Raw genomic sequence first — 24,565 nt, 5'->3', positions numbered from 1 at the left:
AGATGGCCGGCTCCCTCCTGCGGCGCGCCCTGGACCTGGTGGAACTCCTCGCGAACCATCCGCGCGGGCTGCCGCTCCAGACCATCGCCGACACGCTGGATATTCCGAAGAGCGGTGCCCACCGGCTCCTGGCCGAGCTGGCCGAGCACGCTTACGTCGTGCAGGATGCAGAGACCGGCCGCTATCTCCTCACCACCAAATTCGCGACGCTCGGCCTCAAGCACCTCTCGCGCACCGGCGTCGTCGACATCGCCCAGTCGGTGCTCAACCGGCTGGCGGATCTGAGCGGCGAGCTGGCGCGCCTCGCGGTGGTCGATTACCCGCGCCTCGTCTGGGTGGCGAAGGCGCAAGGCGCCCGCACCGGCCTGCGCTACGACGGCGACATGGGCTCCGAGGCAAGGCTCTCGACCAGCTCGACCGGCATCGCGTGGCTGGCGAGCCTCACGGACGAGGAGGCCCTGAGCCTCGTGATGCGCCAGGGCCTCGGCTCGCCCGAGGAATGCGGCCCCAATGCGCCGCGCACGGTCGCCGCCCTGATGGTGCTGGTGAACGAGGCCCGCGCCCGCGGCTATGCCTGGGTTCAGGACACCAACACGCCGGGCGCCGCCGCGATGGCGGCCAACATCGTACATCCGCAGACCGGGCGGGCGATCGGCAACCTGAGCGTCGCCGGGCCGAGCCTGCGCCTCACGGAGGCGCAGCGCGACGCCATCGCGCCGGACCTGCTCGCCGCCGCCGCCGACCTGTCCTCGGTCGGCGCCTTCTCCGAGTATCTCGGGGCGCTCGGCGGCCGAACGGCAGTCATGTCGTGACGACACCCTGAAATGGCCCGGGCCGCGGGACGGTGGTAAGTCCCGCAGGCGCGTCGAACGACTGGGCCACCAAGAGCCACCGAGGATCAACCCTCGCACGACCCGTCTCCGAAAGGAGCCTACAGGAGGAAGCGATGACCCACGCCGACAGCGAGTTCCTGCAAAGGGACCGCTCGATCCACCCCCCGGCCTTCACGCCGGACTACAAGACCAGCGTCCTGCGCTCGCCGCGGCGGGCGATGATCTCGCTGCAATCCTCCCTGTCGGAGGTGACCGGCCCGGCCTTCGGCCATTCGGAGCTCGGCCCGCTCGACAACGACCTGATCCTCAACTACGCCCGCGAGGGCGAGCCGATCGGCGAGCGGATCTTCGTCCACGGCCATGTCCGCGACGAGAACGGCCGCGGCATCCCCCACACCCTGGTCGAGTTCTGGCAGGCCAATGCGGGCGGGCGCTACCGCCACCGCAACGACCGCTACCTCGCGCCGATCGACCCGAATTTCGGCGGCTGCGGCCGGACGATCACCGACGAGAACGGCTTCTACTACTTCCGCACGATCAAGCCCGGGCCCTATCCCTGGCGCAACAACCTCAATTCCTGGCGCCCGGCGCATATCCATTTCTCGGTGTTCGGCTCCGGCTTCGCCCAGCGCCTCATCACCCAGATGTACTTCGAGGGCGACCCGCTGATCTGGCGCGACCCGATGGTGCTCGGCATCCCGGACCGCTCGGCCGCCGAGCGGCTGATCGCCCCCCTCGACCTCGGCGCCGCGGTGCCTCTCGACATGCTCGCCTACAAGTTCGACATCGTGCTGCGGGGACGCCAGCAGACGCTGTTCGAGAACAAGCTCCAGGGGAACTGAGACCATGGTCCAGCCGCTTCCCGTCCGTCTCCAGGAGACGCCGTCCCAGACCGCGGGTCCCTACGTCCATATCGGGCTGATCCCGCACCAGGCCGGCTTCGACATCTTCGAGACCAACTTCACCAACGTGCTCACCGGCCCGGACACGAAGGGCGAGCGCATCCGCATCGAGGGCCGGGTCTTCGACGGCGCCGGCGTCCCGGTGCGCGACGTGCTGGTCGAGATCTGGCAGGCCAACGCCGCCGGCCGCTACAACCACCCGGCCGACCGCCAGGAGGGCAAGCCCCTCGACGAGAGCTTCCGGGGCTGGGGCCGCACCGGCTCCGACTTCGAGACCGGCGTGTGGCACTTCGAGACGGTGAAGCCCGGCCCGGTCATCGGGCGTAAAGGGCATCGCCCGATGGCGCCGCACATCAACCTCTGGATCGCCGCCCGCGGCATCAATATCGGCCTCCAGACCCGGCTCTACTTCGCCGACGAGGCCGAGGCCAATGCCGACGACCCGGTGCTGAACCTCGTCGAGCGCGGCCAGCAGCGCGACAGCCTGCTCGCCAAGCGCCAGGAGCGGGACGGGAAGGTGGTCTACGTCTTCGACATCACCCTCCAGGGTCCGAACGAGACCGTCTTCTTCGACGTGTAAATTCCATATTCTACGAGCTTCGGCTTGATCGGTCCGAAGGAAGACAAAGCGCGTCTCCCCTCTCCCGTGTGGGAGAGGGGCCGGGGGATCGAAGATCCCGCGTGAGAGTGGCGCGCTTCCGTGTGAAGCTCTCAGCGTCGTGCGGGCAGCTCGGCGTTCTGTGCCTTACTCTGAACCGTCTCCACCCTGCGCGATCTTCGATCGCCCCTACCCTCTCCCACACGGGAGAGGGGATCCCGCGCATTGCTCGGCACCGGCAGAGATCAAGCCTAGATCCCATCACGACCGCAAGAACAAGGAGAACGCCATGAACCCCGTCGTCATCGCCGTAGCGATCACCGGCTCGGTGCCGCGCAAGAAGGACAACCCGGCGGTCCCCACCACCGTCGCCGAGCAGATCGAGTCGACCCACCAGGCCTTCGAGGCCGGCGCCACCCTCGTCCACATCCACGTCCGCAACGACGACGAGTCGCCCTCCTCCGACCCGGACAAGTTCGCCGCCGTCCAGGAGGGCGTGCGCAAGCATTGCCCCGGCATGATCGTGCAGTTCTCGACCGGCGGCCGCGGCCGCGACCCGAGCGCCCGCGGCCTCTCGCTGGTGCACCGGCCCGACATGGCCTCGCTCTCGACCGGCTCGGTCAACTTCCCGAGCATCGTCTACGAGAACCACGCCACCCTGGTGAACGACCTCGCCGGCACGATGCACAAGAACGGCATCCGGCCGGAGATCGAGATCTTCGATTTGTCCCACATCCACGGCGCCAAGCGGCTGATCGAGGAGGGGCTGATGGACGCCCATCCGCACGTGCAGTTCGTGATGGGCGTGAAGAACGCGATGCCGGCCGACGAGCACCTGCTCGACATCCTGCTCGCCGAGACCCGCCGGGTGATCCCGGGCGCGACCTGGACCGCCGCCGGCATCGGCCGCGAGCAGGCCCGCGTGATGGGCTGGGCGCTCGCCCGCGGGGCGGACGCGGTGCGCACCGGCCTTGAGGACAACATCCGGGTGACCAAGGACCGCCTGGCGGCGAGCAATGCCGAGTTGGTCTCGCTGGCCGCCGAGATGGTGACGCGCCACAACCGCCGCGTCGCGACGCCGGCGGAGGCACGCACCCTCCTCCACCTGACGCAAGCGGCCTGATTCGATGACGCTCTCGGCCCTCGACTCCGCCCTGCTCGGGCCCCTCTTCGCCACGGACGCAATGCGCGCCGTCTTCGCCGACGAGGCCCGGGTGGCGGCGATGCTGCGGGCCGAGGCGGCCCTCGCCCGGGCGCAAGCGGAAGCCGGCCTGGTGCCGGCCTCCCTCGCCCCCGCCATCGAGGGCATCGCCCCGAAGGCGCTCGATCCGGCGGCCCTCGGCCGGCGCACCGCCGTGTCGGGCGTGCCGGTGATCCCCTTCGTCAAGGCGGTGCAGGGCGCGCTTCCCCCGGAGCTGGAGCCCGCCTTCCACAAGGCCACCACCACCCAGGACATCGCCGACACCGCCCTGGTGCTCCAGGTCCGCGACGCCCTCGACCTCGTCGCGGGGGACCTGCGGGCGATCATCGAGGGACTGTCGGTCCAAGCCCGCCGGCACCGCGAGACGCCTTGCGTCGGACGCACCTACGGCCAGCACGCCGCCCCCGTCACCTTCGGCTTCAAGGCGGCGATCTGGGCGCTCGGCATCGCCGAGGTGGCGGCCCTGCTGCCGGCCCTGCGCGACCGGGTGCTGACGGCCTCGCTCGGCGGCCCGGTCGGGACGCTGGCGGGCCTCGGCGAGCAGGCGGAAGCGGTGGGCGACGGCTTCGCCGAGGCGCTCGGCCTGCACCCGGACCTCGCGCCCTGGCACACGCGCCGCGCCCGCATCGCCGAGACCGGCGCGTGGCTCGCCCTGCTGATGGGGGCGCTCGCCAAGTTCGCCACCGACGTCGCGCATCTGGCTACCACCGAGGTCGGGGAGGTGGCCGAGCCCTACGTGCCGGGCCGCGGCGGCTCCTCGGCGATGCCGCACAAGCGCAACCCCGTCTCCTCGACGGTGATCCTCTCCGCCTTCGGCGCCGCCAAGGGCGTGAGCCTCACCCTCCTCGACGGGATGGCGGCGGCGCATGAGCGCCCGGCCGGCGCCTGGCACGCCGAGTGGCACGCCCTGCCGACGCTGTTCGGCCTCGCCTCCGGCGCACTCCGCGAGGCGCGCAGCCTTGCGCAAGGGCTGGTGCCCGAGCCTCAGCAGATGCAGCGCAACCTGAACCTGACGCAAGGCCTGCTCTTCGCGGACGCTGCCGCGAGCCGGCTCGGCCCCGTCCTCGGCGCCAAGGCGGCCCACGCCCTCGTCGAGGAGGCCGCCGGCGCCGTGCGCGACGGCAAGGGCTCGCTCCAGGAGGTCTTGCAGGAGGCCTTGCGCGCCCGGCCCGAGGCGGCGGGCGCCGACCTCGATGCCGCCTTCGACCTGGGCCCCGCCATCCGGGCCGGGGCCCGCACCGCCGACCGGGCGCTGGCGGAAGTCTCGCGCCTCGCCGCCTTCCTGCACTCCGCCTGATCATCATCCGCTGACCGAGGTTCCCATGCCCCAGATCGAGGCCAACGGCACCCTGCTGAACTACGAGCTTTCCGGCCCGAGCGGCGCGCCGGTGGTGGTGTTTTCCAACTCGCTCGGCACCTCGCTGGCGATGTGGGACCCGCTGGTTCCCCATCTCCGCGGCCGCTACCGGGTGCTGCGCTACGACACGCGCGGCCACGGCGCCTCGCAGGTGCGCGACGCGCGCATCGAGGTCGAGGACCTGGCCGAGGACCTGATCGGCCTGCTCGACGCCCTGCACATCCCCCGCGCCCACGTGGTCGGGCTGTCGCTCGGGGGCATGACCGGCCAGGCGGCGGCGAGCCGCCACCCGGACCGGGTGATCAGCCTGACCCTGATGGCCACTGCCGCCTTCATGCCCAGCGAGGCGTCGTGGAACGAGCGCGCCGAGCTGGTGCGGGCCAAGGGCACGGCGGCGATCGTCGAGGCGACGATGACCCGCTGGTTCACGCCCGACTTCCCGGCTTCCTCCCCCGACGCGGTGGCGCCGGTGCGCGCGCAGTTCACCGGCACCGATGCGGCCGGCTACGCGGTCTGCTGCAACGCCATCGGCCGCATGGACCTGCGCCCGGTCCTTAACCGGATCGCCGCCCCGACCCTGGTGATCGCCGGGCGCGACGACCCGGCGACGCCGCCCGCCATGGCGCAGGAGATCTGCGACGGCATCCGCCACGCCGAGCTGGTGGTGCTGCCGAACGCCGCCCATCTGCTTTCCGTCGAGCAGCCGGCCGCCACCGCCGCCCATCTCCTCGGCTTCCTCGACCGGCACCGCGAGGCGCCCGACGCCGCCACCGGGGCGGTGGCCTTCGAGGCGGGGCTCGCCAACCGCAAGAGCGTGCTCGGCGATGCCCACGTGGAGCGCTCGCTGAAGGTCGCCGGTGACTTCGCCGGGCCGTGGCAGGACTTCATCACCCGCACCGCCTGGGGCGAGGTCTGGGGCGATCCGCGCATCCCGTGGAAGACCCGCTCCTTCGTGACGCTGGCCATGATGGTGGCGCTCGGCCGCGAGGAGGAGTTCAAGCTCCATGTCCGCCCGGCCCTGCGCAACGGCGTCACCATCCCTGAGTTGCAGGCGCTGCTGATCCAGACCGCGATCTATGCCGGCGTGCCGGCGGCGAACGGCGCCTTCCGCTGGGCCCGCGAGGTGCTGGGAGAGGATCTCGCCTGAGTCCGGGCGACGAACTCGCCTGAGTGTGGGACGAGGTCGCCTGAGCCGGTGCGCCGGGGCGGCCGGGATGGTAGAGCAGGCGCCATCCCGCCGCCCCAGTTGTTCGATCATGGACGCCGTCACGCCCCGCCCCTCCCGCACCAAGGATCCCGAGCGGACCAAGGCCGACATCCTGGCGGTCGCGACGGAAGAGTTCGCCGCCTTCGGGCTGAGCGGCGCGCGCGTCGATGCCATCGCGGAGCGCACCCGCACCTCGAAGCGGATGATCTACTACTATTTCGGCGGCAAGGAGGGCCTGTACCTCGCGGTGCTGGAGAAGGCCTACGCCGACATCCGGCAGGTCGAGGCCGACCTCGACCTCGGCAATCTCGCGCCGGCCGACGCCATCCGCCGGCTCGTCGAGTTCACCTTCGAGTACGACGCGGCCCATCCGGACTTCATCCGTCTCGTCACGATCGAGAACATCCATCGGGCCGAGCACCTGTCGGGCTCGGAGACGATCCGCGGGCTCAATCTCGGGGTGATCCAGACCATCACCGACATCATCGCCCGCGGGCAAGCCGAGGGCGTCTTCCGCGCCGACGTCGATCCCCTCGACGTGCACCTGATGATCAGCGCGCTCTGCTTCTTCCGGGTCTCGAACCGCCACACCTTCGGGGCGATCTTCTCCGTCGACCTCGACGCGCCGAGCTTACGCGCCCGCCACAAGCGGATGGTCGGCGACGCGGTGATCGGGATGCTGGCCCTGCGCTGATCCGGGCGGGAACCGGACTCGCCGCGCGGCGATTATTCTCCCAAGATTGCACGACATCTTGTCAGGGAGAGCCCGATGACCAGGGGCACCAGCCGCCTGATCCTTCTCGCCGTCCTGGCCGCCTCGCCGGTCCTGGCGCAGGTCACGGATACGCCGCAGCGCAGCCGCGAGCAGACCCCCAACATGCCGCCGCCCCACGAGACCCTGCCCGAGCGGGTCCGCCCGGCAGACCCGGACTCGACCGGTACCGTGCGGCCGAGCGCGCCCGCGCCGGACCCGAAGACGAGCGACGGGGTGCTGCGGCCGCAGAAGGGGTGATGGGTCGAACGCGTTTCGATCTACCCCAGCAGATCTGCCTCCCTCGGTGTCATCCCGGGGCCGCGCAGCGGAGCCCGGGATGACGATGGAGGGTCTCAGGTCCATCTGGAAGACTTGATCAAGATCTATCAAGCTCTCAAAACCGCGCCGTCAGGAACACCCTGACATTCCGCCCCGGCAGAACGATCTCGTCCTTCTTGAACGAGGCCGAGTTACGGATCACGTCGTTGAGCAGGTTCGTGCCCTGCACGCCCAGCGTCACCTCGCTCCAGCCGGTCACCGCCGGATCGAAGGCCTTGGTATAGCTGACCTCCGCCCGCAGGTTGTCGTAGCCGGGCGTGCGCGTCTCGTAGGGCGCGGTCTCGGTATGGGCGAAGGCGTGGAGCAGGTTCACCCGCGCGTACCAGCCCTCCGCCCGGAGGAAGACGCCGCCCCCGACCCGGTGGGGCGGGATGCGCGGCACATAGGTGCCGTCGTCGAAGGTGGCGCGCACGAAGTCGTACTGTGCCTCGATGCCCGCGAAACCGTTGCCGACGGGCAGGAGGTCGAGCTGCGAGCCGATCTCGGCGCCGGCGAAGGTGGCGTTCTGCTGCGAGTAGACGACCTGGGCCAGCTCGTCGTCGCTGCCGCAGCTCGAAAAGTCGTCGCCGCAGCGCAGGCCGGTCAGGCGCTTGTAGATGAAGCCGGTGTAGCGGGTGTAGTAGCCCGTGGCGTCGAGGCGAAAGGGACCCACGGCGCGGCGGATGCTGGCCTCGATGGTGCGGGCGCGCTCCTTCTTCAGGTTCGGGTCGCCGATCTCGAAGGTCTCGGTCGCGTCGTGCGGGCCGCGGGAATAGAGTTCGAAGGCGGACGGTGCGCGCTCGACATACTGGCCGGTGAGGCTGGCGACGAAGCCGTCGGGCAGATCCTGCAGCACGCCGAAGCTCGCGCTCTTCGGGGCGAAGCGCCGGCGGCGTCCATACGAGAGCGGGTCCTCACCCTCGACCGGGAGATAGTCGCCCGGGAACAGCGTCGCGGTGCCGGTGGAGCGCGCCCCCTCGATCCGGCCCGCCGCCTGGAGGCGCAGGCCCCGCTCCAGCCGCAGCTCCTCGAACAGGTAGACGGCATTGCTGCGCGAATCGGTCGGCGCCAGGAGGCCGCCCGCCTCGCCCGAGGTGCCGATCAGCCGCCGGTCGGCCTGGAGGCCGAGCGCGCCGGTGAGCGTGCCGAGGCTGGTGAGCACCGGCACGTGCTGGATCTCCAGGCGCCCCTCCGCCTCACGGCTCTTGAAGGTCGCCTGGATGCCGTCGATGCCGTTGTCGCCGATGCCGATCTCGTTGTGGCGGTAGGTCGAGCCGCCGAGCCAGAACCGGACCGCCTCGATCGGCCCGTCGACCGGGCGGTACTCGCCCTTGGCCTGGAGCTTGTCCTGGGTCGGATCGAGGCGGGTGCGGCTCTGGGCGGCCTCGCCGCCCGGGATCTGGTAGAGCGCGTCGTAATGGCTGAACGACAGGCCGACGAAGCCGCGGTCGAACAGGTACGACATCCCGACAGCGCCGCCCTGCGACTCGTTCGCGGAGTTGCGCTGGATGCCCAGCGGCGTGGCGTAGCTGTCGGCGGCAGTCTTGAACGCGTCGGCGTGGAAGGCGACCGATTGGCCGGCTGCGTCCACCGTCGCGGCGGCGTTGCGGCCGTTATCGACCGACGAGTAGCCGGTGGTGACCTGCCCGGCGACGCCGTTCGGCGGAGTGAGCGTCGGGATGCGGTTGTTCTCTGCCGAGACCACGCCGCCGATCGCCTGGCTGCCGTAGCGCAGGGAGGCAGGGCCGCGAATCACCTCGATGCGGTTGGCGATGAGCGGGTTGATCGGCACGGCATGGTCCTCGCCGAGATCCGAGACGTCGTGGACACCGATGCCGTTCTCCTGGATCCGCACCCGGCTCGTATCGAGGCCGCGGATGATCGGCCGGCTCGCCGCCCCCGGGGCGTAGGTGGTGGCGGAGAGGCCGGGCCGGTCGAACAGGGCGTCGCCCAGGGTACGGGGCTGCTGGCGCACGATGTCGGCCTGGGTCACCACCGTGACCGGCGAGAAGGTGGTGGTGACGACAGGCAGCACGCCGACAGGGAAGGCGCCCGACGCCCCCGCCCCGCCGGAGGGCGCCGCCGCGATCGGGCTCGGCGAGGCGACGTCGATCGTGTCGAGGGCGATGTCCTCGGCGCGCGAAGGCCCTGCGAAGGTCACGGCCGCCGCCAAGAGGACCGAACCCGCCCCGAACGATCCCACCTTGCTCATGCCTGCCCCCGCGAATGGTATAACGTTGCATTCGCGCGACGGGAGCTAGGCTGGCAAGAGGGAAGCTGGCGCACCCCGCACGAGCGCGCCAAGCGTAACGTTATTACAACACGAGGAGCCTCTCAGCGGGCGGCCAGGTCCCGCCGCAGGGTCGGCAGCCCGATCCCGGCGGCGTCGAAGCCGCCATCCACCGCGAGCGTCTGGCCGGTGACGTAGCTCGCACGCGGCCCGCACAGGTAGACGACGGCGTCCGCGATCTCGCGCTCCAGGCCGTAGCGGTTGAGCGGTACGGCGTCGTGGTAATCGGCCCGGATCGCCGGGCTGTGGACCTCCTTGGCCATGGCGGTGTCGACCGGGCCCGGCGCCACGGCGTTGACCCGGATGTTCAGGTGGGCGAGCTCGACCGCCTGCTGCTTCGTCAGGTGCTTGAGCGCGGCCTTGCTGGTGCCGTAGGCGACCCGCAGGGTCGAGGCGCGCTGGCCCGAGATCGACGTGATGTTGACGACCGCCCCGCCGCCGCCCCGCGCCATCACGGGAGCCGCCGCCTGCACGCACAGGAACGGGCCGGTGAGGTTGACGGCGAGCACCCGGGCCCATTCGGCAGGGCTGGTGTCGAGGAGCGGCTTGAACACTGCGGTGCCGGCATTGTTGACGAGCGCGTCGAGCCGGCCGAACCGGGCCTCGACCTGAGCGACCGCGTTCGCCACGGCCTCCGGATCGGCGACGTCGGCGGTCAGCGCCAGGGCGTCGTCAGGACGGTCGAGCGCCGCCGCGGCCTTCTCCTGCGCCGCGCCGTCGATGTCGAGGAGCGCGACCCGCCAGCCCTCCTCGAGGAAGAGTTGTGCCGTCGCCAGCCCGATGCCCCGCGCCGCGCCGGTGACCAACGCGACCTTGCTCTCGCCCGCCATCCCGTATCCTCCCGTTGTTAGTCCGCGTGCATCGCGGGAGGGACCCGGAAGGTCAAGCCGGATCGGCGCCCGCGGCGTTGCGGGCCATGAAACTCTGCGCGGTTCCCGTCGTCGGATCGACGAAGATCACGTCGGTCGGCGCGCGCCGGGGCGTGTCGACGGAGAGGAAGACCACCGGCTCCTCGAGCAGGTGCGGCAGGGCATGGACCACGCCGCGCTCGAAGAACAGGAGCTGGCCCGGACCGAACTCCGCCTCGTCGGAGGCATCGCCGATCCAGAACGTGCCGCGGCCGGAGAGCACGTAGAGGTACTCGTCGCAGCCCTCGTGGTAATGCGCCGGCGTCGGCCGGTAGACGCGGAAGACCCGGGCGCTCGCCGCCGGCCGGTCGGTCAGGTAGGTGTCGACCAGCATCGTCGTGGCACTCTCCGGCAGGGCGGCGGCGATCGCCCCGATGTCGAAGCGGCCCCGCTCCCGGGCCGGATTCTCGCTGTCGGGCATCGTTCGTGCTCCCCGTCTGGCCTCGTCAACCGTCCAAGCTAGCGCGCCGGGGCCTCCTGCGGGAGGGGGCCTGGCGCCGGGTCCGTGTGCATCGGTCGCGGACGATTTTCCGCCGCGCGTTAATCCCGGATCTTGACGGAGCACGGTTGCGGGCTACCCTCTTGCGCAATTCGCCGCGAAAAGGCGAAGCTGATCCTAATAGGAGGAGAATGGATGCCAGCATCCATGTCGCGCCTTGACGCCGAGACGGCAACGCCATGCCGTTGAAGACGCGCCGCTTTTATTGGATGACCAGCGCGACCGTTGCCTTGTGTCTAGGCTGCACCCCGGCCCTGGCCGGCGACATCGACGTGCTGCACGCCTCCGTCGCTCCCACCGAGAAGGTCGGGTCGGACATCCCGCTGCGGATGACGGTCCTGAACCGGGCCGCCGAGGCCGATTCCCTGCTGCGCTTCCGCTGCCCCTTCGCGAATTTCAGCGAGCGGGTGACCGTGGACAAGGGCGGCGAGGGCCCGCCCTCGAAGCGCCCGGTCCAGGCCATCGCCCTCAAGGCCGCGGGCGAGACCGAGCTGACGCCGGAGGGCATGCACGTGATGCTGCTCCAGATCCGCCAGCCCCTCGCCGCGGGCGAGCGCTTCACCTGCGCGGCGAGCTTCCGCAAGGCCGGCTCCGTCGAGGTCCCGGTGGAGGTCCGCGCCGGTCCTTGAGGCGACCGGCGCGCCGACCAGCTCTATTGTCCTAATCACGCCCGGCCGCGAGACGGCCCGCGCCGCGGCGACAACAGACCAAAAGGCCGTCCGGAGGAAACCATCATGACGACCTCACGCACGGCGCGGCGCATCCTCGCCGCGACCTCGCTCGCCGCGCTCACGGCGGCCGCCCTGCCCCTCCCCGCGGCCTTCGCCGCCGATGCCGGCGTCACGCAGGACCGCCTGCTGAACGCCGACAAGGAGGACGGCAACTGGATCCACCACCACAAGAACTTCGCCGGGCACCGCTACTCGACGCTGAACCAGATCAACAAGGGCAACGTCAAGAATCTCAAGGTCGCCTGGACGATGCATCTCGGCGGCATCGAGGGCGGCGGCATCTGGAGCCATGGCGGGCTCGAGGGCACGCCGATCGTCGAGAACGGCATGATGTACGTCACCGACGGGTGGGGCTCGGTCTACAAGATCGACACGCGCGGCGGCGAGGGCAAGCTGCTCTGGAAGATGGACCCCAAGACCGACCGGGAATGGGCCGGCGCGGTCGCCTGCTGCGGCGTCAACAACCGCGGCGTCGCGCTCTGGGGCGACCTCGTGGTCAGCCACACCCTGGACGGGCGCCTGATCGCCACCAACAAGGAGACCGGTCAGGTCGCCTGGCAGCGCCAGGTCGCCGATCCGGACAAGGGCGAGACGATCACCGGCGCGCCGCTCATCGTGAAGGGCCTGGCGATCTCGGGCGTCGGCGGCGCCGAGTACGGCATCCGCGGCTGGATCGCCGCCACCGACCTGAAGACCGAGAAGGAGGTCTGGCGCACCCACACCATCCCGGGCAAGGGCGAGCCGGGCTACGAGACCTGGAAGGGCGACAACAACGCCGCGGTGAGCGGCGGCGGCTCGACCTGGGTCACCGGCACCTATGACCCCGACACCGACACGATCGTGTGGGGCGTCGGCAATCCGGGACCGGACTGGGACAACGCCTACCGCCCGGGCGACAACCTCTACACCGACTCGACGCTGGGCCTCGACGCCCAGACCGGCAAGATCAAGTGGCACTTCCAGCACACGCCGAACGATCCCTACGATTACGACAGCGTGTCGGAGAACCTGCTGGTCGATGCCGGCGGCCGCAAGCTCGCCATCGAGGCCGACCGCAACGGCCACGCCTACGCGGTCGACCGCACCACCGGCCAGTTCGTCTGGGCGACGCCCTTCGTCAAGAAGGTGACCTGGACCAAGGGCATCAACCCCGATACCGGCAAGCCGTTCGAGTACGACCCGAACAAGGACGTGCAGCGCTACAACCCGGCGGCGACGCCGTCGGCGGAGAACAAGAACGCGGATTTCTGCCCGGGCAACATGGGCGGCAAGAACTGGCCACCGACCGCCTACAATCCGAACCTGCAATACTGGTACATCCCGGTCATCGAGAGCTGCAACCGCGTCACCCACGAGGCGATGACGCAGGCGAGCCTGAAGCCGCGGGAATTCTTCACCGGCGGCGGACCGAGCCAGCCGTTCCGGATCACCGGCAGCGTGACGGCGATCGACGTGAAGACCGGCAAGGTCGCCGGCAAGCACGAGACCCAGTTCCCGCTGCTCGGCGGCATGCTGGCGACGCCCGATCTCGTCTTCACCGGCGAGCCCTCCGGCGGCGTGATGGCCCTCGACGCCAAGACCCTCGACAAGATGTGGGAGTTCCGCACCGGCGGCGGCGTCAACGCGCCCCCGATGACCTTCACGGTCGACGGCAAGCAGTACGTCGCGATCCTGGTCGGTCTCGGCGGCGCCTGGGACAAGTGGTTCATCGACTCGACCCCGGAGCTGAAGAACATCCAGACCGGCTCGATGCTCTACGTCTTCGCGCTCTGAGCTGAGATCCATCAAGGGCGGGGCGCCGGGGGCGCCCCGCCACGCACGAGGTTCATGCGGATGCGGACAATGATGGTGCCGGTGGTGATCGCCGGCCTCGCGCTCATGTCGGGCGCGGCTTGGGTGCAGGGCGCGGCTTGGGCGCAGGGCGCCCGGACCAGCGGGGGCGACGGCGATCTCGCGGTGTTCAAGAAGGCGTGCTCGGGGTGCCACAAGTGGCATGGCGGCGGCGGGGGCGGCTATGGCGGCGACGCGCTGTCCCTGCGCAAGACGCAGCTCGAGAAGGATCAGGTCGCCGAGGTGGTGCGCTGTGGCCGACCCGGCACCGGCATGCCCTACCACCTGCGCGGCGCCTACGATTCGGTGAAGTGCTACGATTCGCTCAAGGCCGATATGGGCACCAGCATGCCGCCGGAGACGGCGGTTTTCTTACGCCCGGCGGAGATCGACGCGGTGGCCACCTACGTCGTCACCCAGCTCAAGGGCAAGGGTGACCCGACGATCGAGGAATGCACCGCCTTCTTCGGCGCGACCTCCCGGGCCTGCGACATCTACCGCAAGAAGGAGGGCTCCAATGCCGCGACGGCCTCGCACTGAGCTCGCCGCGCTCGTCGCGCTCCTCTGCGCCGGCCCGGCCCTCGCGGCCGGCCCGGAGATCGCCGACCTGCGCGACCTCAGGGTCGGGATGCCGGTCTCGGAGATCTCCCCCAAAGGCTACGGCGACCTCGCCTGCCGGGAGGGCCCGGCGCGCACGCTCGCGGGCTGGAGCGACTGGCGCGCCTGCCCGGCCGACGCGACGGGAAAGCGCGCCATCGGCTTCGCTTACGCCGACGGCACCACCCGCAACGGCACCCGGGTCGCCGGGCATCCGGCGCGGCTGACGCTGCTCGTCGGCGAGGAGGCCCGGGTCGACGGGCTGGTGATCGAGACCGACGATGCGGTGCCGCTCTACCTGCGCAAGAAGGGCCACCTCCTCGGGATCCAGGCCCGCGGCCACTGGGGCGATGACGGCTGGACCTGCACCGAGGGCAAGCCCACCGGCGACGAGGCGCCGCTCGGCGAGACCTTCGTCAAGGAGGAGTGCCGCAAGAGCTTGAGCGGAAAGAGCGTGACGGTGACCCGCGACCTCTACGGCCACCAGGGCGCCGACCCGCGGGCCTTCATCAGCCGGACCCGGATCGTGGTGGCGGCGACGCGTTAGGGCGCTGCCACGCGGGGCCGGCCGGCCCGAAGCCCTGGAGCCCTGCCTGATCGCGACGGGGTCGGGCGCGGCCCCGAACAGCGTCCGGTTGCAACGCCGCTCGATGCGACGGCGTTGTCTGGACCGCACAGGCACGGCCGCTCCCATGGGTGAGCGAGGCCAACCCCGCTCACCGATCCACGAGACGCCGCATGCCCTTCCCCGCCCCGCTCGACCACGCCGAGGCCGTGGTCTTCGACGCCTACGGCACCCTGCTCGACGTCCATTCCGCCGTGCAGCGCCACGCCGCCGCGATCGGGCCGGAGGCGCAAAGGCTGTCCGAGACCTGGCGGCAGAAGCAGCTCGAATATTCCTGGGTCTTGTCGCTGTGCGGGCGCTACGCCCGGTTCTGGACGCTGACCGAGCGGGCGCTCGACTACGCCCTCGCCCAGCATCCATCGGTGGATCGCGCGATACGGGCGGACCTGCTCGACGCCTACCGGTCGCTCGACGCCTATCCGGAAGTGCCCGGCACCCTGGAGCGCCTGCGCCGGGACGGCCTCAGGACCGCGATCCTGTCGAACGGCGACACGGCCATGCTCGACGCGGCGGTGAGCGCCGCGGGCCTCGGGGACCGGCTCGACGCGGTCCTGTCGGTCGATCCGGCCGGCACCTTCAAGACGGCGCCCGCCGCCTACGACCTCGCGGGAAGGGCCCTGGGCGTCGCGCCGGAGCGGATCGCCTTCTTGTCCTCGAACCGCTGGGACATCGCCGGGGCGGCGGCCTACGGCTTCGCCCCGGTCTGGGTCAATCGCACGGGCCAGCCCGACGAGTACCCGGACCTCGCGCCGGTCCGGGTGATCGCCTCCCTCGACGGGCTTTTGGCCCGCTAGCGCCCAGCCTCACTATTCGCCGGCCGCGGGCCGCGCCGCACCGGGAAGCGCGTCGGTCGCGGTTGCGCCGCGGCGGTAGATCAGCAGGGTGGCGATGAGGCCGCAGGCGCCCGCGAAGGCCATCCACAGGCCCGGCGCCGCCTTGTTGTGGAGTTCCTTGATCAGCCAGGTCGAGACGACCGGGGTGAAGCCGCCGAACAGCGCGGTGGCGAGCGAGTAGGCCAGCGAGAAGCCGGTGGTGCGGACATGCTTCGGGACGATCTCGGTCAGCGCCACCACCATCGCGCCGTTGTAGCTCCCGTACAGGAAGGACAGCCACAGCAACGTGAGCAGCATGTTGGTGAACGAGATGTTGGAGGTGAGCCACGCCAGCGCCGGATAGGCGGTGAGCATCGCCAGCGCCGAGAAGGCGATCAGGATCGGCTTGCGGCCGATCCTGTCGGACAGGGCGCCCATCACCGGCAACCAGATCAGGTTCGACAGGGCGGTGCAGAAGGTGACGATCAGGCTGTCGGTCTCGGACAGCTTCAGCACGCTCTTGCCGAAGGTCGGGGTGTAGACCGTGATGGTGTAGAACGACACCGTGGTCATCACCACGAGCAGCATGCCGAGTGCCACCGTCTTCCAGTTCTGGCCCAGCGAGGTGAAGACCTCGCCGAGCGTAGGACGGTGCTTCTGGTGCAGGAACTCCTGCGTCTCCTCCAGCGAGCGCCGGATGTAGAACAGGAACGGCACGATCATGCAGCCGATGAAGAACGGGATGCGCCAGCCCCACTCGGACATCTGGTCCGGCACCAGGGCGTGGCTCAGGGCGAAGCCGATCAGGGCCGCCACCATCACGGCGACCTGCTGGCTGCCCGATTGCCAGGAAACGTAGAAGCCCTTGTGGCCCGGCGTCGCCATCTCGGCGAGGTAGACCGAGACGCCACCGAGCTCGACGCCGGCGGAGAAGCCCTGGAGCAGCCGGCCGACCAGCACCAGGAACGGCGCCGCGAGGCCGATCGACTGGTAGGACGGCACGAAGGCGATCAGCACCGTGCCGGCGGCCATGATGCCGAGCGTCACGATCAGGCCCCGTCGCCGGCCGATCCGGTCGACATAGGCGCCGAGGAAGATCGCCCCGAGCGGCCGCATCAGGAAGCCGGCACCGAAGGTCATGAAGGTGAGCATGAGCGAGGCAAACTCGTTCCCGGCCGGGAAGAACGCCTTCGCGATGTGGCTCGCGTAGATGCCGAACAGGAAGAAGTCGAACATCTCCAGGAAGTTGCCGCTCGTGACGCGCAACACCGTGGCGACCTTCGATCCCTGCGGACCGTCCACCGGACCTGCCATGCTTTCCTCCCGGATGCGGGCTTCCTCGTCTGCCTCCTCTCTACCGCCATCGCCGGCACGTTTGACAGGAAAATCTAATCCCGCGAAATCCGCGCCCAGTGAGCGTTCGTTCCGGAAAGTCGGTGGAGCAGGCCTGTCGGACGGGCGACCATCGCCAGTGGCTGCGGACGAACGCGCCCGGGAGGAAGCCATGACCACGACGACACTGCGCCGGAGAACCGCCCTCGCCCGCTTGACCGCCGGCCTGCTGGCCGGGCTCGTCCTCGCCGCCCCGGCCCGGGCGGCGGAGATCCGGGTGATGATCTCCGGCGGCTTCACCGCCGCCTACCAGGCCCTGGTGCCGGGGTTCGAGGCGAAGACGGGCAATACGGTGGAGACCGCCTATGGCCCCTCGATGGGCACGGCGCCGGAGGCGATCCCCGTGCGCCTGGCGCGGGGAGAACCGGCCGACGTGCTGATCATGGTCGGCTACGCCCTCGACGGACTCGACAAGGACGGGAGGATCCTGCCCGGCAGCAAGGTCGCGCTCGCCGATTCCCGCATCGGCCTCGCGGTCAAGGCCGGGGCGCCGGTGCCGGACATCCACGACCTGGAGCACTTCAAGCAGGCGCTGCTCGCCGCCCCCTCGATCGCCTATTCGGACAGCGCCAGCGGCGTCTACATCGAGACGGAGATGTTCCGGAAGCTCGGCCTGCACGACCAGCTGGCGGGCAAGAGCCGGATGATCGTCGCCGAGCGCGTCGGCACCGTCGTCGCCCGGGGCGATGCCGCGTTCGGCTTCCAGCAGTTGAGCGAGCTGAAGCCGGTCAAGGGCATCACCATCGTCGGGCCGGTCCCGGCGGAGGTGCAGCAGGTGACGGTGTTCTCGGCCGGAATCCCGAAGGGCGCCGCCCATCCGGAGGAGGCGAAGGCGCTGATCGCCTGGCTCTCCGCCCCGGAGAACGCCGCGGCCGTCGCCGCGACGGGCCTCGACCCGATCAAGGGGCGCTGACCCGGCGCGCTAACCCCCGATTCACGACAAGGAGAATGCGAGGGATCGGATTCACCACCTCTTCACGCCGCCAGGTGCCTGATGGGCCTCACACAACAGGTCTCGCGCCGCCCCGGACGGGGCGGCCAAGCGGGCGGGGACGGCATCATGCGGCAGGGTCGGACACCCGGAGCGGCGGCGCGGCTTTCTGCGCCGCTGCTCCGGCAGGAGACGGGCGGACATCAGCGCTACCTCGCGGCTCCGGGCTACCATCCGGGCGCCCTGGTGATCGCGACCGTGGGCCCGGCGCTCGGCGCGGCGATCCTGGCGGTGATCGCCCTGGGGCTGCGGGGAGCGGTGTGAGGCAGGCGCCGGTCACAGAGGATCGCTGCCGAAGAGGTCCGGTCGCCGGTCGACCGGACGGGCCGGCCGACCTCTCCGGCTGCCCAGCGAGGCGATGACGCGCCGGACGATCGGCAGCTGGACATCGAGCAGAAGCAGATTGACCGTCATCGCGGCAGCGGTCACGAAGAGCGGCACCTCGATCACGAGAGCAACCGGCAGACGAGGGGCTGCTTGCCCGAATCCGGCGCTCGTCACGACGATATGCGTCGCGCGGGCGAGGATGGAGGACACCGCAGTGACTTTCGTGATCGCTTCCCTGACTGGAAACGCCCTCCCCCTCCTCATGGATTCTCCCCTTTTCTGGCCCTGAATGAGATGAAGATGGAGAAGAAATAATCTAGAAAATCTCCATCAGCGTGCGTTCATATCTGATCGGATACGCGCCGTGATTGAGATATGTCTCTTGGCCGAAGCCACTGCGTATGCCTGCGTAGGCGAATCTGCTCGCCCGGATTGCGATAGCACAGCATTGATCGGCGGGCTTGCATGCGCGCTGAACCTTGGGTGGCGCTCGCTCCTCGGCGGCGCGTGCAGGCGAAGCGGAACTGGTCCGATCCCGGCCGGGCGTAGGACCACCCGCGCCAATCGGCCGGATTGCCGAACCCCGCCCCGCCCCGCCATTGAAGACCCATGCGGCGCCACGTTCCCATCGTCCTCGCGACTCTCCTCGCCCTCGTGGCGACGGGCCTGCTCGCCTATCAGTGGCTCGGGCAGCCGACGACCCTGCGCGTCGCGGTCGGCCCGTCGGGCAGCGAGGATGCGCGCCTCGTCGCGGCGGTGGCGCAGTCGCTGGCCCGCACCCACGAGGACGTGCGCCTGCGGCCCGTCGCGACGGGGGGAGTCGCCGAGAGCGCGGGCCTGGCCGAGAGGGGCAAGGCCGACCTCGCGGTAGTGCGCTCCGACGTCGGCATCCCGGCGAACACCCAGACGGTGGCGATCCTCCATCGCAACGCAGTGCTGCTGCTGGCGACCGATCCGTCGCTCGCCGCCGTGCCGGACCTGCGGGGGCGCCGGGTCGGGATCGTGCGCAACCCCTCCGGCAACACCCGGCTGCTCGCCACCATCCTGGAGCATTACGACATTCCGGCCGACGCCGTCACGATCGTACCGATCGGCGACGGGCACGAGGCCGGCGAGGCGTTGCGCGAGCACCGGGTCGACGCCGTGATGGTGGTGAGCCCGCTCACCGGGCGCACCGCCGGCGAGGTGGTGGCGAGCATCGCCAAGAGAAACGGAGAATCGGGAGACGGGACCTCCACCGGCAGCACCCCGAACTTCATCCCGATCGGCGAGGCGGCGGTGCTGGCCCGGCGCTGGCCGGCCCTGGAGAGCGTCGAGATCGCCCGCGGCACCTTCGGCGGCACGCCGCCGCGCCCGGCCGAGACCGTCGCGACGATCGGGGTCAGCCACCGGCTGGTGGCCCAGGCCCACCTGTCCGATTCGGTGGTGTCGGAGCTGACCCGGCTGCTCTTCGTCAACCGTCCGGGCCTCGCCGTCGAGGTGCCGCTCGCCAACCAGATCGAGGCGCCCGACACCTCGAAGAGCGCGTCGCTCCCGGTCCATCCCGGGGCTCAGGCCTATTACGAGGGCGAGGTCGAGAGCTTCTTCGAGCGCTACGGCGACTGGTTCTACCTGATGGTGATGTGCGTCTCGATCCTAGGCTCCGCCGCCGCCACGCTGGTGTCGCGGGCGGCCAACCGCTCGCGGGCCAGGGACATGGCGCTGCTGCGCCAGCTACTCGCCATCGTGCGGGCGAGCCGCGACGTCGAGGAGGTGCTGGAGCTCGCCGACCTCGAGCGCCAGGCCGACGAGATCCTGGCCGCGGCTTTGGCCCGGGCCGGCACCGGCGCCATCGACAATGCCGGGGTGGCGGCCTTCACCCTCGGTCTCGACCAGGCGAGGCGGGCCATCGCGGAGCGCCGGGCCGTGCTGCTGGAGCGGCAGTCCCAGCATCATGAGCGCGGGCGGGACTCGCTCACGACCGCGGCGGAGTGACCCATTCGGAGACGGGTGCCCTCTTGCGAAGAGGCGCCACACCTTATATTGCGACGCAACAGTTTTTCCCCGGCTCGATGCGTCCGGCTGCCATCCTGGCGGCCCGCGGCGTGCCGGGCTTTGTTTGCTTCGGATATCCCATGAAGCTGCGCAATATCGCCATCATCGCCCACGTCGACCACGGCAAGACGACCCTGGTCGACAAGCTGCTCCAGCAATCCGGCTCGTTCCGCGAGAACCAGCGGGTCGAGGAGCGTGCGATGGACTCGAACGACCTCGAGAAGGAGCGCGGCATCACCATCCTGGCCAAGGCCACCTCGGTGGTCTGGAAGGACACCCGCATCAACATCGTCGACACCCCCGGCCACGCCGATTTCGGCGGCGAGGTCGAGCGCATCCTCTCGATGGTCGACGGCGTGATCGTGCTGGTCGACGCGGCCGAGGGCCCGATGCCGCAGACCAAGTTCGTGGTCTCGAAGGCGCTCAAGATCGGCCTGCGCCCGATCGTGGCGGTCAACAAGGTCGACCGGCCGGACGCCCGCATCACCGAGGTGGTGAACGAGGTGTTCGACCTGTTCGCGGCGCTCGACGCCACCGACGAGCAGCTCGACTTCCCGATCCTGTACGGGTCGGGCCGCAACGGCTGGATGGCGACCTCGCCGGAAGGCTCGCAGGAGGACGGCCTCGCCCCGCTCTTCGACCTGGTGCTCGAGCACGTTCCGCCGGCCAAGACCGAGGACGGCCCGTTCCGGATGCTCGGGACCCTGCTCGAGGCCAACCCGTTCCTCGGCCGCATCATCACCGGCCGCATCGCCTCGGGCACGGTGAAGCCGAACCAGCAGATCAAGGTCCTCGACCGCGAGGGCAAGGTCGTGGAGACCGGCCGCGTGTCGAAGATCCTGGCCTTCCGCGGCCTGGAGCGCCAGCCGATCGAGGTCGGCGAGGCGGGCGACATCGTGTCGATCGCAGGCCTCGTGAAGGGCACCGTGGCCGACACCTTCTGCGATCCCGCCGTCGAGACCCCGATCCAGGCCCAGCCGATCGATCCGCCGACCGTGACGATGTCGTTCATCGTGAACGATTCTCCGCTCGCCGGCACCGAGGGCGACAAGGTCACGAGCCGCATGATCCGCGACCGCCTGTTCAAGGAGGCCGAGGGCAACGTCACGCTCAAGATCGAGGAAGCCGCCGACAAGGACTCGTTCTACGTCTCGGGCCGCGGTGAATTGCAGCTCGCGATCCTGATCGAGACCATGCGCCGCGAGGGCTTCGAGATCGCGGTCTCCCGCCCCCGCGTCGTGTTCGAGAAGGACGAGGCCGGCGAGACGCTGGAGCCGGTCGAGGAGGTCGTGATCGACGTCGACGAGGAGTATTCCGGCGTCGTCGTGCAGAAGATGTCGGAGCGCAAGGCCGACATGATCGAGATGCGCCCGTCGGGCGGCAACCGCCTGCGCCTCGTCTTCCACGCTCCGACCCGCGGCCTGATCGGCTACCAGGGCGAGCTGATGACCGACACGCGCGGCACCGCGATCATGAACCGGCTGTTCAAGGCCTACGAGCCCTACAAGGGCGAGATCGCCGGCCGTCGCAACGGCGTGCTGATGTCCAACGACCAGGGCGAGGCGGTGGCCTACGCGCTGTGGAACCTCGAGGATCGCGGCCCGATGATGATCGAGCCGGGCTGGAAGGTCTACCAGGGCATGATCATCGGCGAGCACAACCGCGAGAACGACCTCGAGGTGAACGTGCTCAAGGGCAAGAAGCTCACCAACATCCGCACCACCTCGAAGGACGAGGCGGTGCGCCTGACCCCGCCGATCCGCATGACGCTCGAGCGCTCGCTCGCCTGGATCCAGGACGACGAGCTGGTCGAGGTGACCCCGAAGTCGATCCGCCTGCGCAAGGCCGTGCTCGACCCGAACGACCGCAAGCGGGCGGAGCGGGCCAAGGAAGCGCTGAGCGCCTGATCGCTCGCAGGCACGCCTGAGATCTTGTCCCTCGCCCCTCCCCGGGGCGGGGGATTTTTCATGGCGGACGGTGGACGGCCGACGGACCTGTGTGGATTCCCGCACCGCCCTCCCGTATCCCGTGATCTCTGCCCTTTGTCCTGCGCCGGACGCATCCCCGGACAACGCCGGCAGGAGGCCGTGTGGAACACGAGATCTACCGCTGGCTCGGGATTCTGACGTCGATCCGGGCCGACGTGCTGGCGCCGATCGGCCTCGCCATCGCGGTCATCGTCACGGTGCACGCGCTGATGAACAAGCGCGAGGTAAGCGCGGCGATCGGCTGGATCGGCCTGGCCTGGCTCTCGCCGCTCATGGGCAGCCTGCTCTACGTGATGTTCGGCATCAACCGGGTGACCCGGCGCGCCCGCCGCCTGCCGGTGCTGCCCGGTCCCCGGCCCGGCGCCCCGCCGCCGCCGGTGGCCGAGGTGCCCGACGCGTTCCAGCCCCTGAAGCAGGCGGTGCAGAGGATCAGCGGCCTGCCGCTGGTGGCCGGCAACCGCATCCGGCGCTACCGCCACGGCGATGAGGCGTACCCGGCGATGCTGGCGGCGATCGGCGAGGCGCGGACGAGCGTCGCGCTGTCGAGCTACATCATGCGCGACGACGACAGCGGCCGGACCTTCGCCGAGGCGCTCGCCGCCGCCAAGGCGCGGGGCGTCGCAGTCTGCGTGCTGATCGACGGCATCGGCAGCGGCTACTTCTTCCCGGCGATGTACCGGCGCCTGCGGAGCTTAAGGATCCCGGCCGGCCTGTTCATGCACTCGGCGCTGCCCTGGCGGATGCCGTTCCTGAACCTGCGCACCCATAAGAAGTTTCTTCTGATCGACGGCCGGGTCGGTTTCGTCGGCGGGGTCAACATCGCCGACGAGAACGTCATGGCGAAGGACCCGCCGGAGCCGGTGCGCGACAGCCATTTCCGCATCGACGGCCCGGTGGTCGGCCAGCTCGCCCAGGCCTTCTGGCGCGACTGGGCCTTCGTCAAGGGCGAGGACCTGGAGGGACCGGCCTGGTTTCCGGAGATTCCGCCGGCCGGGTCCTCCCTCGCCCGGGTGGTCACCTCGGGGCCCGACGCCGACATCGAGAAGATCGAGTTCGTGGTGCTGGAGGCGGTGGCCACCGCCCGGCGCTCGGTCCGCCTCGCCACGCCCTATTTCCTGCCGAGCGAGACGCTGCTGACGGCGCTCGGCCTCGCGGCGATGCGGGGCGTCACCGTCGACGTCATCATCCCGCAGGCGAGCAACCACCGGGTGGTCGACTGGGCGACGCGGGCCCATGTCGGGCCACTCCTGGAAGCGGGCGTGCGGATCTGGCTCGACCGGCCGCCCTTCGACCATTCCAAGCTGATGGTGGTCGACGATGCCTGGTGCTTCGTCGGCAGCGCCAACTGGGACAGCCGCAGCTTCCGGCTCAACTTCGAGCTCAATGTCGAGATCTATGATTCCGACTTCGCGGCCGACCTCGACGGGCTGATGCGGGCCAAGATGGAGCAGCGCCTGACGAGCGCGGACCTCAACTCTCGCGGGATGGCCGTCCGCCTGCGCGACGCCGGCGTGCGATTGCTGCTGCCATATCTTTGAGCGGCGCGCGCTTGCGGAAATCCTCGGCCCGGTCGCGAAACGCCTCGATGCGGTCTCGCAGGGGCTCGCGCCTCCCTTGCGGGTTGCCGGGTTCGAGATGGACCACGATCGGCCGGTGGTCGGAGGCGCCGCGGGGCAGCACCGCCTGGCCCCGGCAGGTCAGCCCGCGCACGAGGCAGCGGTCGAGGCGCAGGGGAAGGAGGTCGACCATGGCGTGGGTCGGATGGCGCGGCCCGACATCGTGGAAGCCCGGCAGCAGGGCCGGCCCCACGATGTTGTAGTCGCCGAGCACCGCGGCGCGCACCGGCAGGTGCTGGGCGATGCGGCGCAGCTGGCGACGGTTGAGCACCTGGCCGTGCGAGAGATGGACATTGGCGACCCCGAAGGTGCCGAGATCGAGGATCTGGCAGACCCGGTCGATCAGCGCGCCCGACGGCAGGGTCACCACCTCGGGCGGGCGCGGCCAGGGCGTCGGGCTCCACATGGCGAGGCCGTGGATGCGGCGCGGCAGCGGCGCCCAGGCATAGTGCCCGCCGACCCGGACCTGCAGCTCCGTGATGTCGACGGTCGCCTCCTGCATCAGCAGCAGGTCCGGCTTCTCGTGCGCGATCAGCGCCTCGAGGGCGTCGACGGTCGCGCCGGTCCGCCGCAGCAGGTTCCAGCTGATGATCTTGCGCGGACCAGGCCGGTGTGGGGCGTGGCCGGGCGTGGCCGGAGTCTCGGCAGGCAGGAAGCGTTGGGGGGGCAACATGACACCGCTTGCGAAGCGCTCGGAATGAGCCGGCACGATGGCGCGAGGTGAATCGGGCTGGCTCGGCGCAATGCGGCATACG

General features: G+C 70.2%; 24 protein-coding genes. 18 read left to right on the top strand and 6 right to left on the bottom strand.

The features are described 5' to 3' along the window. Positions 1 to 2 precede the first annotated feature (2 nt). From DA075_RS03140 to DA075_RS03105, 8 genes are all read left to right on the top strand, one after another. Entirely contained in the window at positions 3 to 812 is an 810-nt protein-coding gene (locus tag DA075_RS03140; protein ID WP_099951971.1) for an IclR family transcriptional regulator, read from the top strand. Between the two features lie 134 nt (positions 813 to 946). Then, positions 947 to 1,675: a protocatechuate 3,4-dioxygenase subunit beta gene (pcaH, locus tag DA075_RS03135; RefSeq protein WP_099951970.1), complete on the top strand. Its 729-nt coding sequence runs from the start codon at positions 947 to 949 to the stop codon at positions 1,673 to 1,675. Between the two features lie 4 nt (positions 1,676 to 1,679). After that, the gene (gene pcaG, locus DA075_RS03130) at positions 1,680 to 2,315 is read left to right on the top strand and encodes a protocatechuate 3,4-dioxygenase subunit alpha (RefSeq protein WP_099951969.1); all 636 of its coding nucleotides are present in this window, start codon (positions 1,680 to 1,682) and stop codon (positions 2,313 to 2,315) included. A gap of 307 nt (positions 2,316 to 2,622) precedes the next feature. Continuing rightward, the gene (locus DA075_RS03125) at positions 2,623 to 3,456 is read left to right on the top strand and encodes a 3-oxoadipate:acetyl-CoA acetyltransferase (RefSeq protein WP_099951968.1); all 834 of its coding nucleotides are present in this window, start codon (positions 2,623 to 2,625) and stop codon (positions 3,454 to 3,456) included. 4 nt (positions 3,457 to 3,460) lie between these two features. Further along, a complete protein-coding gene (locus DA075_RS03120; RefSeq protein ID WP_099951967.1) occupies positions 3,461 to 4,831 on the top strand; it encodes a class-II fumarase/aspartase family protein in 1,371 nt (456 codons plus the stop codon). A gap of 25 nt (positions 4,832 to 4,856) precedes the next feature. Further along, positions 4,857 to 6,038 (top strand): bifunctional 3-oxoadipate enol-lactonase/4-carboxymuconolactone decarboxylase PcaDC, encoded by a 1,182-nt coding sequence (gene pcaDC / locus DA075_RS03115; RefSeq protein WP_099951966.1) that lies wholly within the window; start codon positions 4,857 to 4,859, stop codon positions 6,036 to 6,038. Between the two features lie 109 nt (positions 6,039 to 6,147). Continuing rightward, positions 6,148 to 6,792: a TetR/AcrR family transcriptional regulator gene (locus tag DA075_RS03110; protein ID WP_099951965.1), complete on the top strand. Its 645-nt coding sequence runs from the start codon at positions 6,148 to 6,150 to the stop codon at positions 6,790 to 6,792. 75 nt (positions 6,793 to 6,867) lie between these two features. Beyond that, positions 6,868 to 7,110: a hypothetical protein gene (locus DA075_RS03105; protein WP_099951964.1), complete on the top strand. Its 243-nt coding sequence runs from the start codon at positions 6,868 to 6,870 to the stop codon at positions 7,108 to 7,110. 136 nt (positions 7,111 to 7,246) lie between these two features. Here the strand turns inward: DA075_RS03105 and DA075_RS03100 are convergent, their stop codons facing one another. From DA075_RS03100 to DA075_RS03090, 3 genes are all read right to left on the bottom strand, one after another. After that, entirely contained in the window at positions 7,247 to 9,382 is a 2,136-nt protein-coding gene (locus DA075_RS03100; RefSeq protein ID WP_099951963.1) for a TonB-dependent receptor, read from the bottom strand. Between the two features lie 122 nt (positions 9,383 to 9,504). Continuing rightward, entirely contained in the window at positions 9,505 to 10,290 is a 786-nt protein-coding gene (locus tag DA075_RS03095; protein WP_099951962.1) for an SDR family NAD(P)-dependent oxidoreductase, read from the bottom strand. Positions 10,291 to 10,342: 52 nt separating this feature from the next. Further along, the gene (locus DA075_RS03090; protein WP_099951961.1) at positions 10,343 to 10,789 is read right to left on the bottom strand and encodes a cupin domain-containing protein; all 447 of its coding nucleotides are present in this window, start codon (positions 10,787 to 10,789) and stop codon (positions 10,343 to 10,345) included. A gap of 257 nt (positions 10,790 to 11,046) precedes the next feature. Here DA075_RS03090 and DA075_RS03085 point away from each other — a divergent pair, with 257 nt between their 5' ends. The 5 genes from DA075_RS03085 (at position 11,047) to DA075_RS03065 (ending at position 15,444) form a co-directional block, all read left to right on the top strand. After that, a complete protein-coding gene (locus DA075_RS03085; protein WP_099951960.1) occupies positions 11,047 to 11,496 on the top strand; it encodes a copper chaperone PCu(A)C in 450 nt (149 codons plus the stop codon). Positions 11,497 to 11,601: 105 nt separating this feature from the next. Continuing rightward, positions 11,602 to 13,371 (top strand): PQQ-dependent dehydrogenase, methanol/ethanol family, encoded by a 1,770-nt coding sequence (locus tag DA075_RS03080; RefSeq protein WP_099951959.1) that lies wholly within the window; start codon positions 11,602 to 11,604, stop codon positions 13,369 to 13,371. 54 nt (positions 13,372 to 13,425) lie between these two features. Further along, a complete protein-coding gene (locus tag DA075_RS03075) occupies positions 13,426 to 13,968 on the top strand; it encodes a c-type cytochrome (RefSeq protein ID WP_232386453.1) in 543 nt (180 codons plus the stop codon). Beyond that, positions 13,946 to 14,572 carry a hypothetical protein gene (locus tag DA075_RS03070; RefSeq protein WP_099951957.1) on the top strand — a complete coding sequence of 209 codons (627 nt, stop codon included), beginning with the start codon at positions 13,946 to 13,948 and terminating at the stop codon, positions 14,570 to 14,572. The genes DA075_RS03075 and DA075_RS03070 overlap by 23 nt, the downstream gene beginning before the upstream one ends. A gap of 191 nt (positions 14,573 to 14,763) precedes the next feature. Further along, entirely contained in the window at positions 14,764 to 15,444 is a 681-nt protein-coding gene (locus tag DA075_RS03065; RefSeq protein ID WP_099951956.1) for a haloacid dehalogenase type II, read from the top strand. 12 nt (positions 15,445 to 15,456) lie between these two features. On the opposite strand, the gene tcuC is transcribed toward DA075_RS03065, so the two are convergent. Further along, the gene (tcuC, locus tag DA075_RS03060; RefSeq protein WP_099951955.1) at positions 15,457 to 16,776 is read right to left on the bottom strand and encodes an MFS transporter; all 1,320 of its coding nucleotides are present in this window, start codon (positions 16,774 to 16,776) and stop codon (positions 15,457 to 15,459) included. A 190-nt stretch (positions 16,777 to 16,966) separates the two neighbouring features. On the opposite strand from tcuC, the gene DA075_RS03055 reads away from it, so the two are divergent. Beyond that, entirely contained in the window at positions 16,967 to 17,767 is an 801-nt protein-coding gene (locus tag DA075_RS03055) for a substrate-binding domain-containing protein (protein WP_099951954.1), read from the top strand. Between the two features lie 147 nt (positions 17,768 to 17,914). Beyond that, the gene (locus tag DA075_RS03050; protein ID WP_099951953.1) at positions 17,915 to 18,109 is read left to right on the top strand and encodes a hypothetical protein; all 195 of its coding nucleotides are present in this window, start codon (positions 17,915 to 17,917) and stop codon (positions 18,107 to 18,109) included. 12 nt (positions 18,110 to 18,121) lie between these two features. Here the strand turns inward: DA075_RS03050 and DA075_RS03045 are convergent, their stop codons facing one another. After that, on the bottom strand, positions 18,122 to 18,382 hold the full coding sequence (locus DA075_RS03045; RefSeq protein WP_099951952.1) for a hypothetical protein: 261 nt from the start codon (positions 18,380 to 18,382) through the stop codon (positions 18,122 to 18,124). A gap of 399 nt (positions 18,383 to 18,781) precedes the next feature. Between DA075_RS03045 and DA075_RS03040 the strand changes: the two genes are divergently transcribed. The 3 genes from DA075_RS03040 to DA075_RS03030 all read left to right on the top strand — a co-directional run bounded on the left by DA075_RS03040 (position 18,782) and on the right by DA075_RS03030 (position 23,732). After that, positions 18,782 to 20,146, top strand: a complete 1,365-nt coding sequence (locus DA075_RS03040) for a TAXI family TRAP transporter solute-binding subunit (RefSeq protein WP_099951951.1) — start codon at positions 18,782 to 18,784, stop codon at positions 20,144 to 20,146. Between the two features lie 140 nt (positions 20,147 to 20,286). Beyond that, positions 20,287 to 22,113 (top strand): translational GTPase TypA, encoded by a 1,827-nt coding sequence (gene typA / locus DA075_RS03035; protein WP_099951950.1) that lies wholly within the window; start codon positions 20,287 to 20,289, stop codon positions 22,111 to 22,113. A gap of 182 nt (positions 22,114 to 22,295) precedes the next feature. Continuing rightward, complete coding sequence (locus tag DA075_RS03030; protein ID WP_099951949.1) at positions 22,296 to 23,732, top strand: phospholipase D-like domain-containing protein; 1,437 nt, start codon at positions 22,296 to 22,298, stop codon at positions 23,730 to 23,732. Here the strand turns inward: DA075_RS03030 and DA075_RS03025 are convergent. Next, the gene (locus DA075_RS03025) at positions 23,665 to 24,483 is read right to left on the bottom strand and encodes an endonuclease/exonuclease/phosphatase family protein (protein WP_099951948.1); all 819 of its coding nucleotides are present in this window, start codon (positions 24,481 to 24,483) and stop codon (positions 23,665 to 23,667) included. The genes DA075_RS03030 and DA075_RS03025 overlap by 68 nt on opposite strands. Between the last annotated feature and the right edge of the window lie 82 nt (positions 24,484 to 24,565).

Origin of the sequence: Methylobacterium currus (genome assembly GCF_003058325.1) — a bacterium.
GTDB classification, from domain to species: domain Bacteria; phylum Pseudomonadota; class Alphaproteobacteria; order Rhizobiales; family Beijerinckiaceae; genus Methylobacterium; species Methylobacterium currus.
The sequence above is the reverse complement of the archived record's forward strand: the minus strand, read 5'-3'. Positions and strand labels throughout refer to the sequence as shown.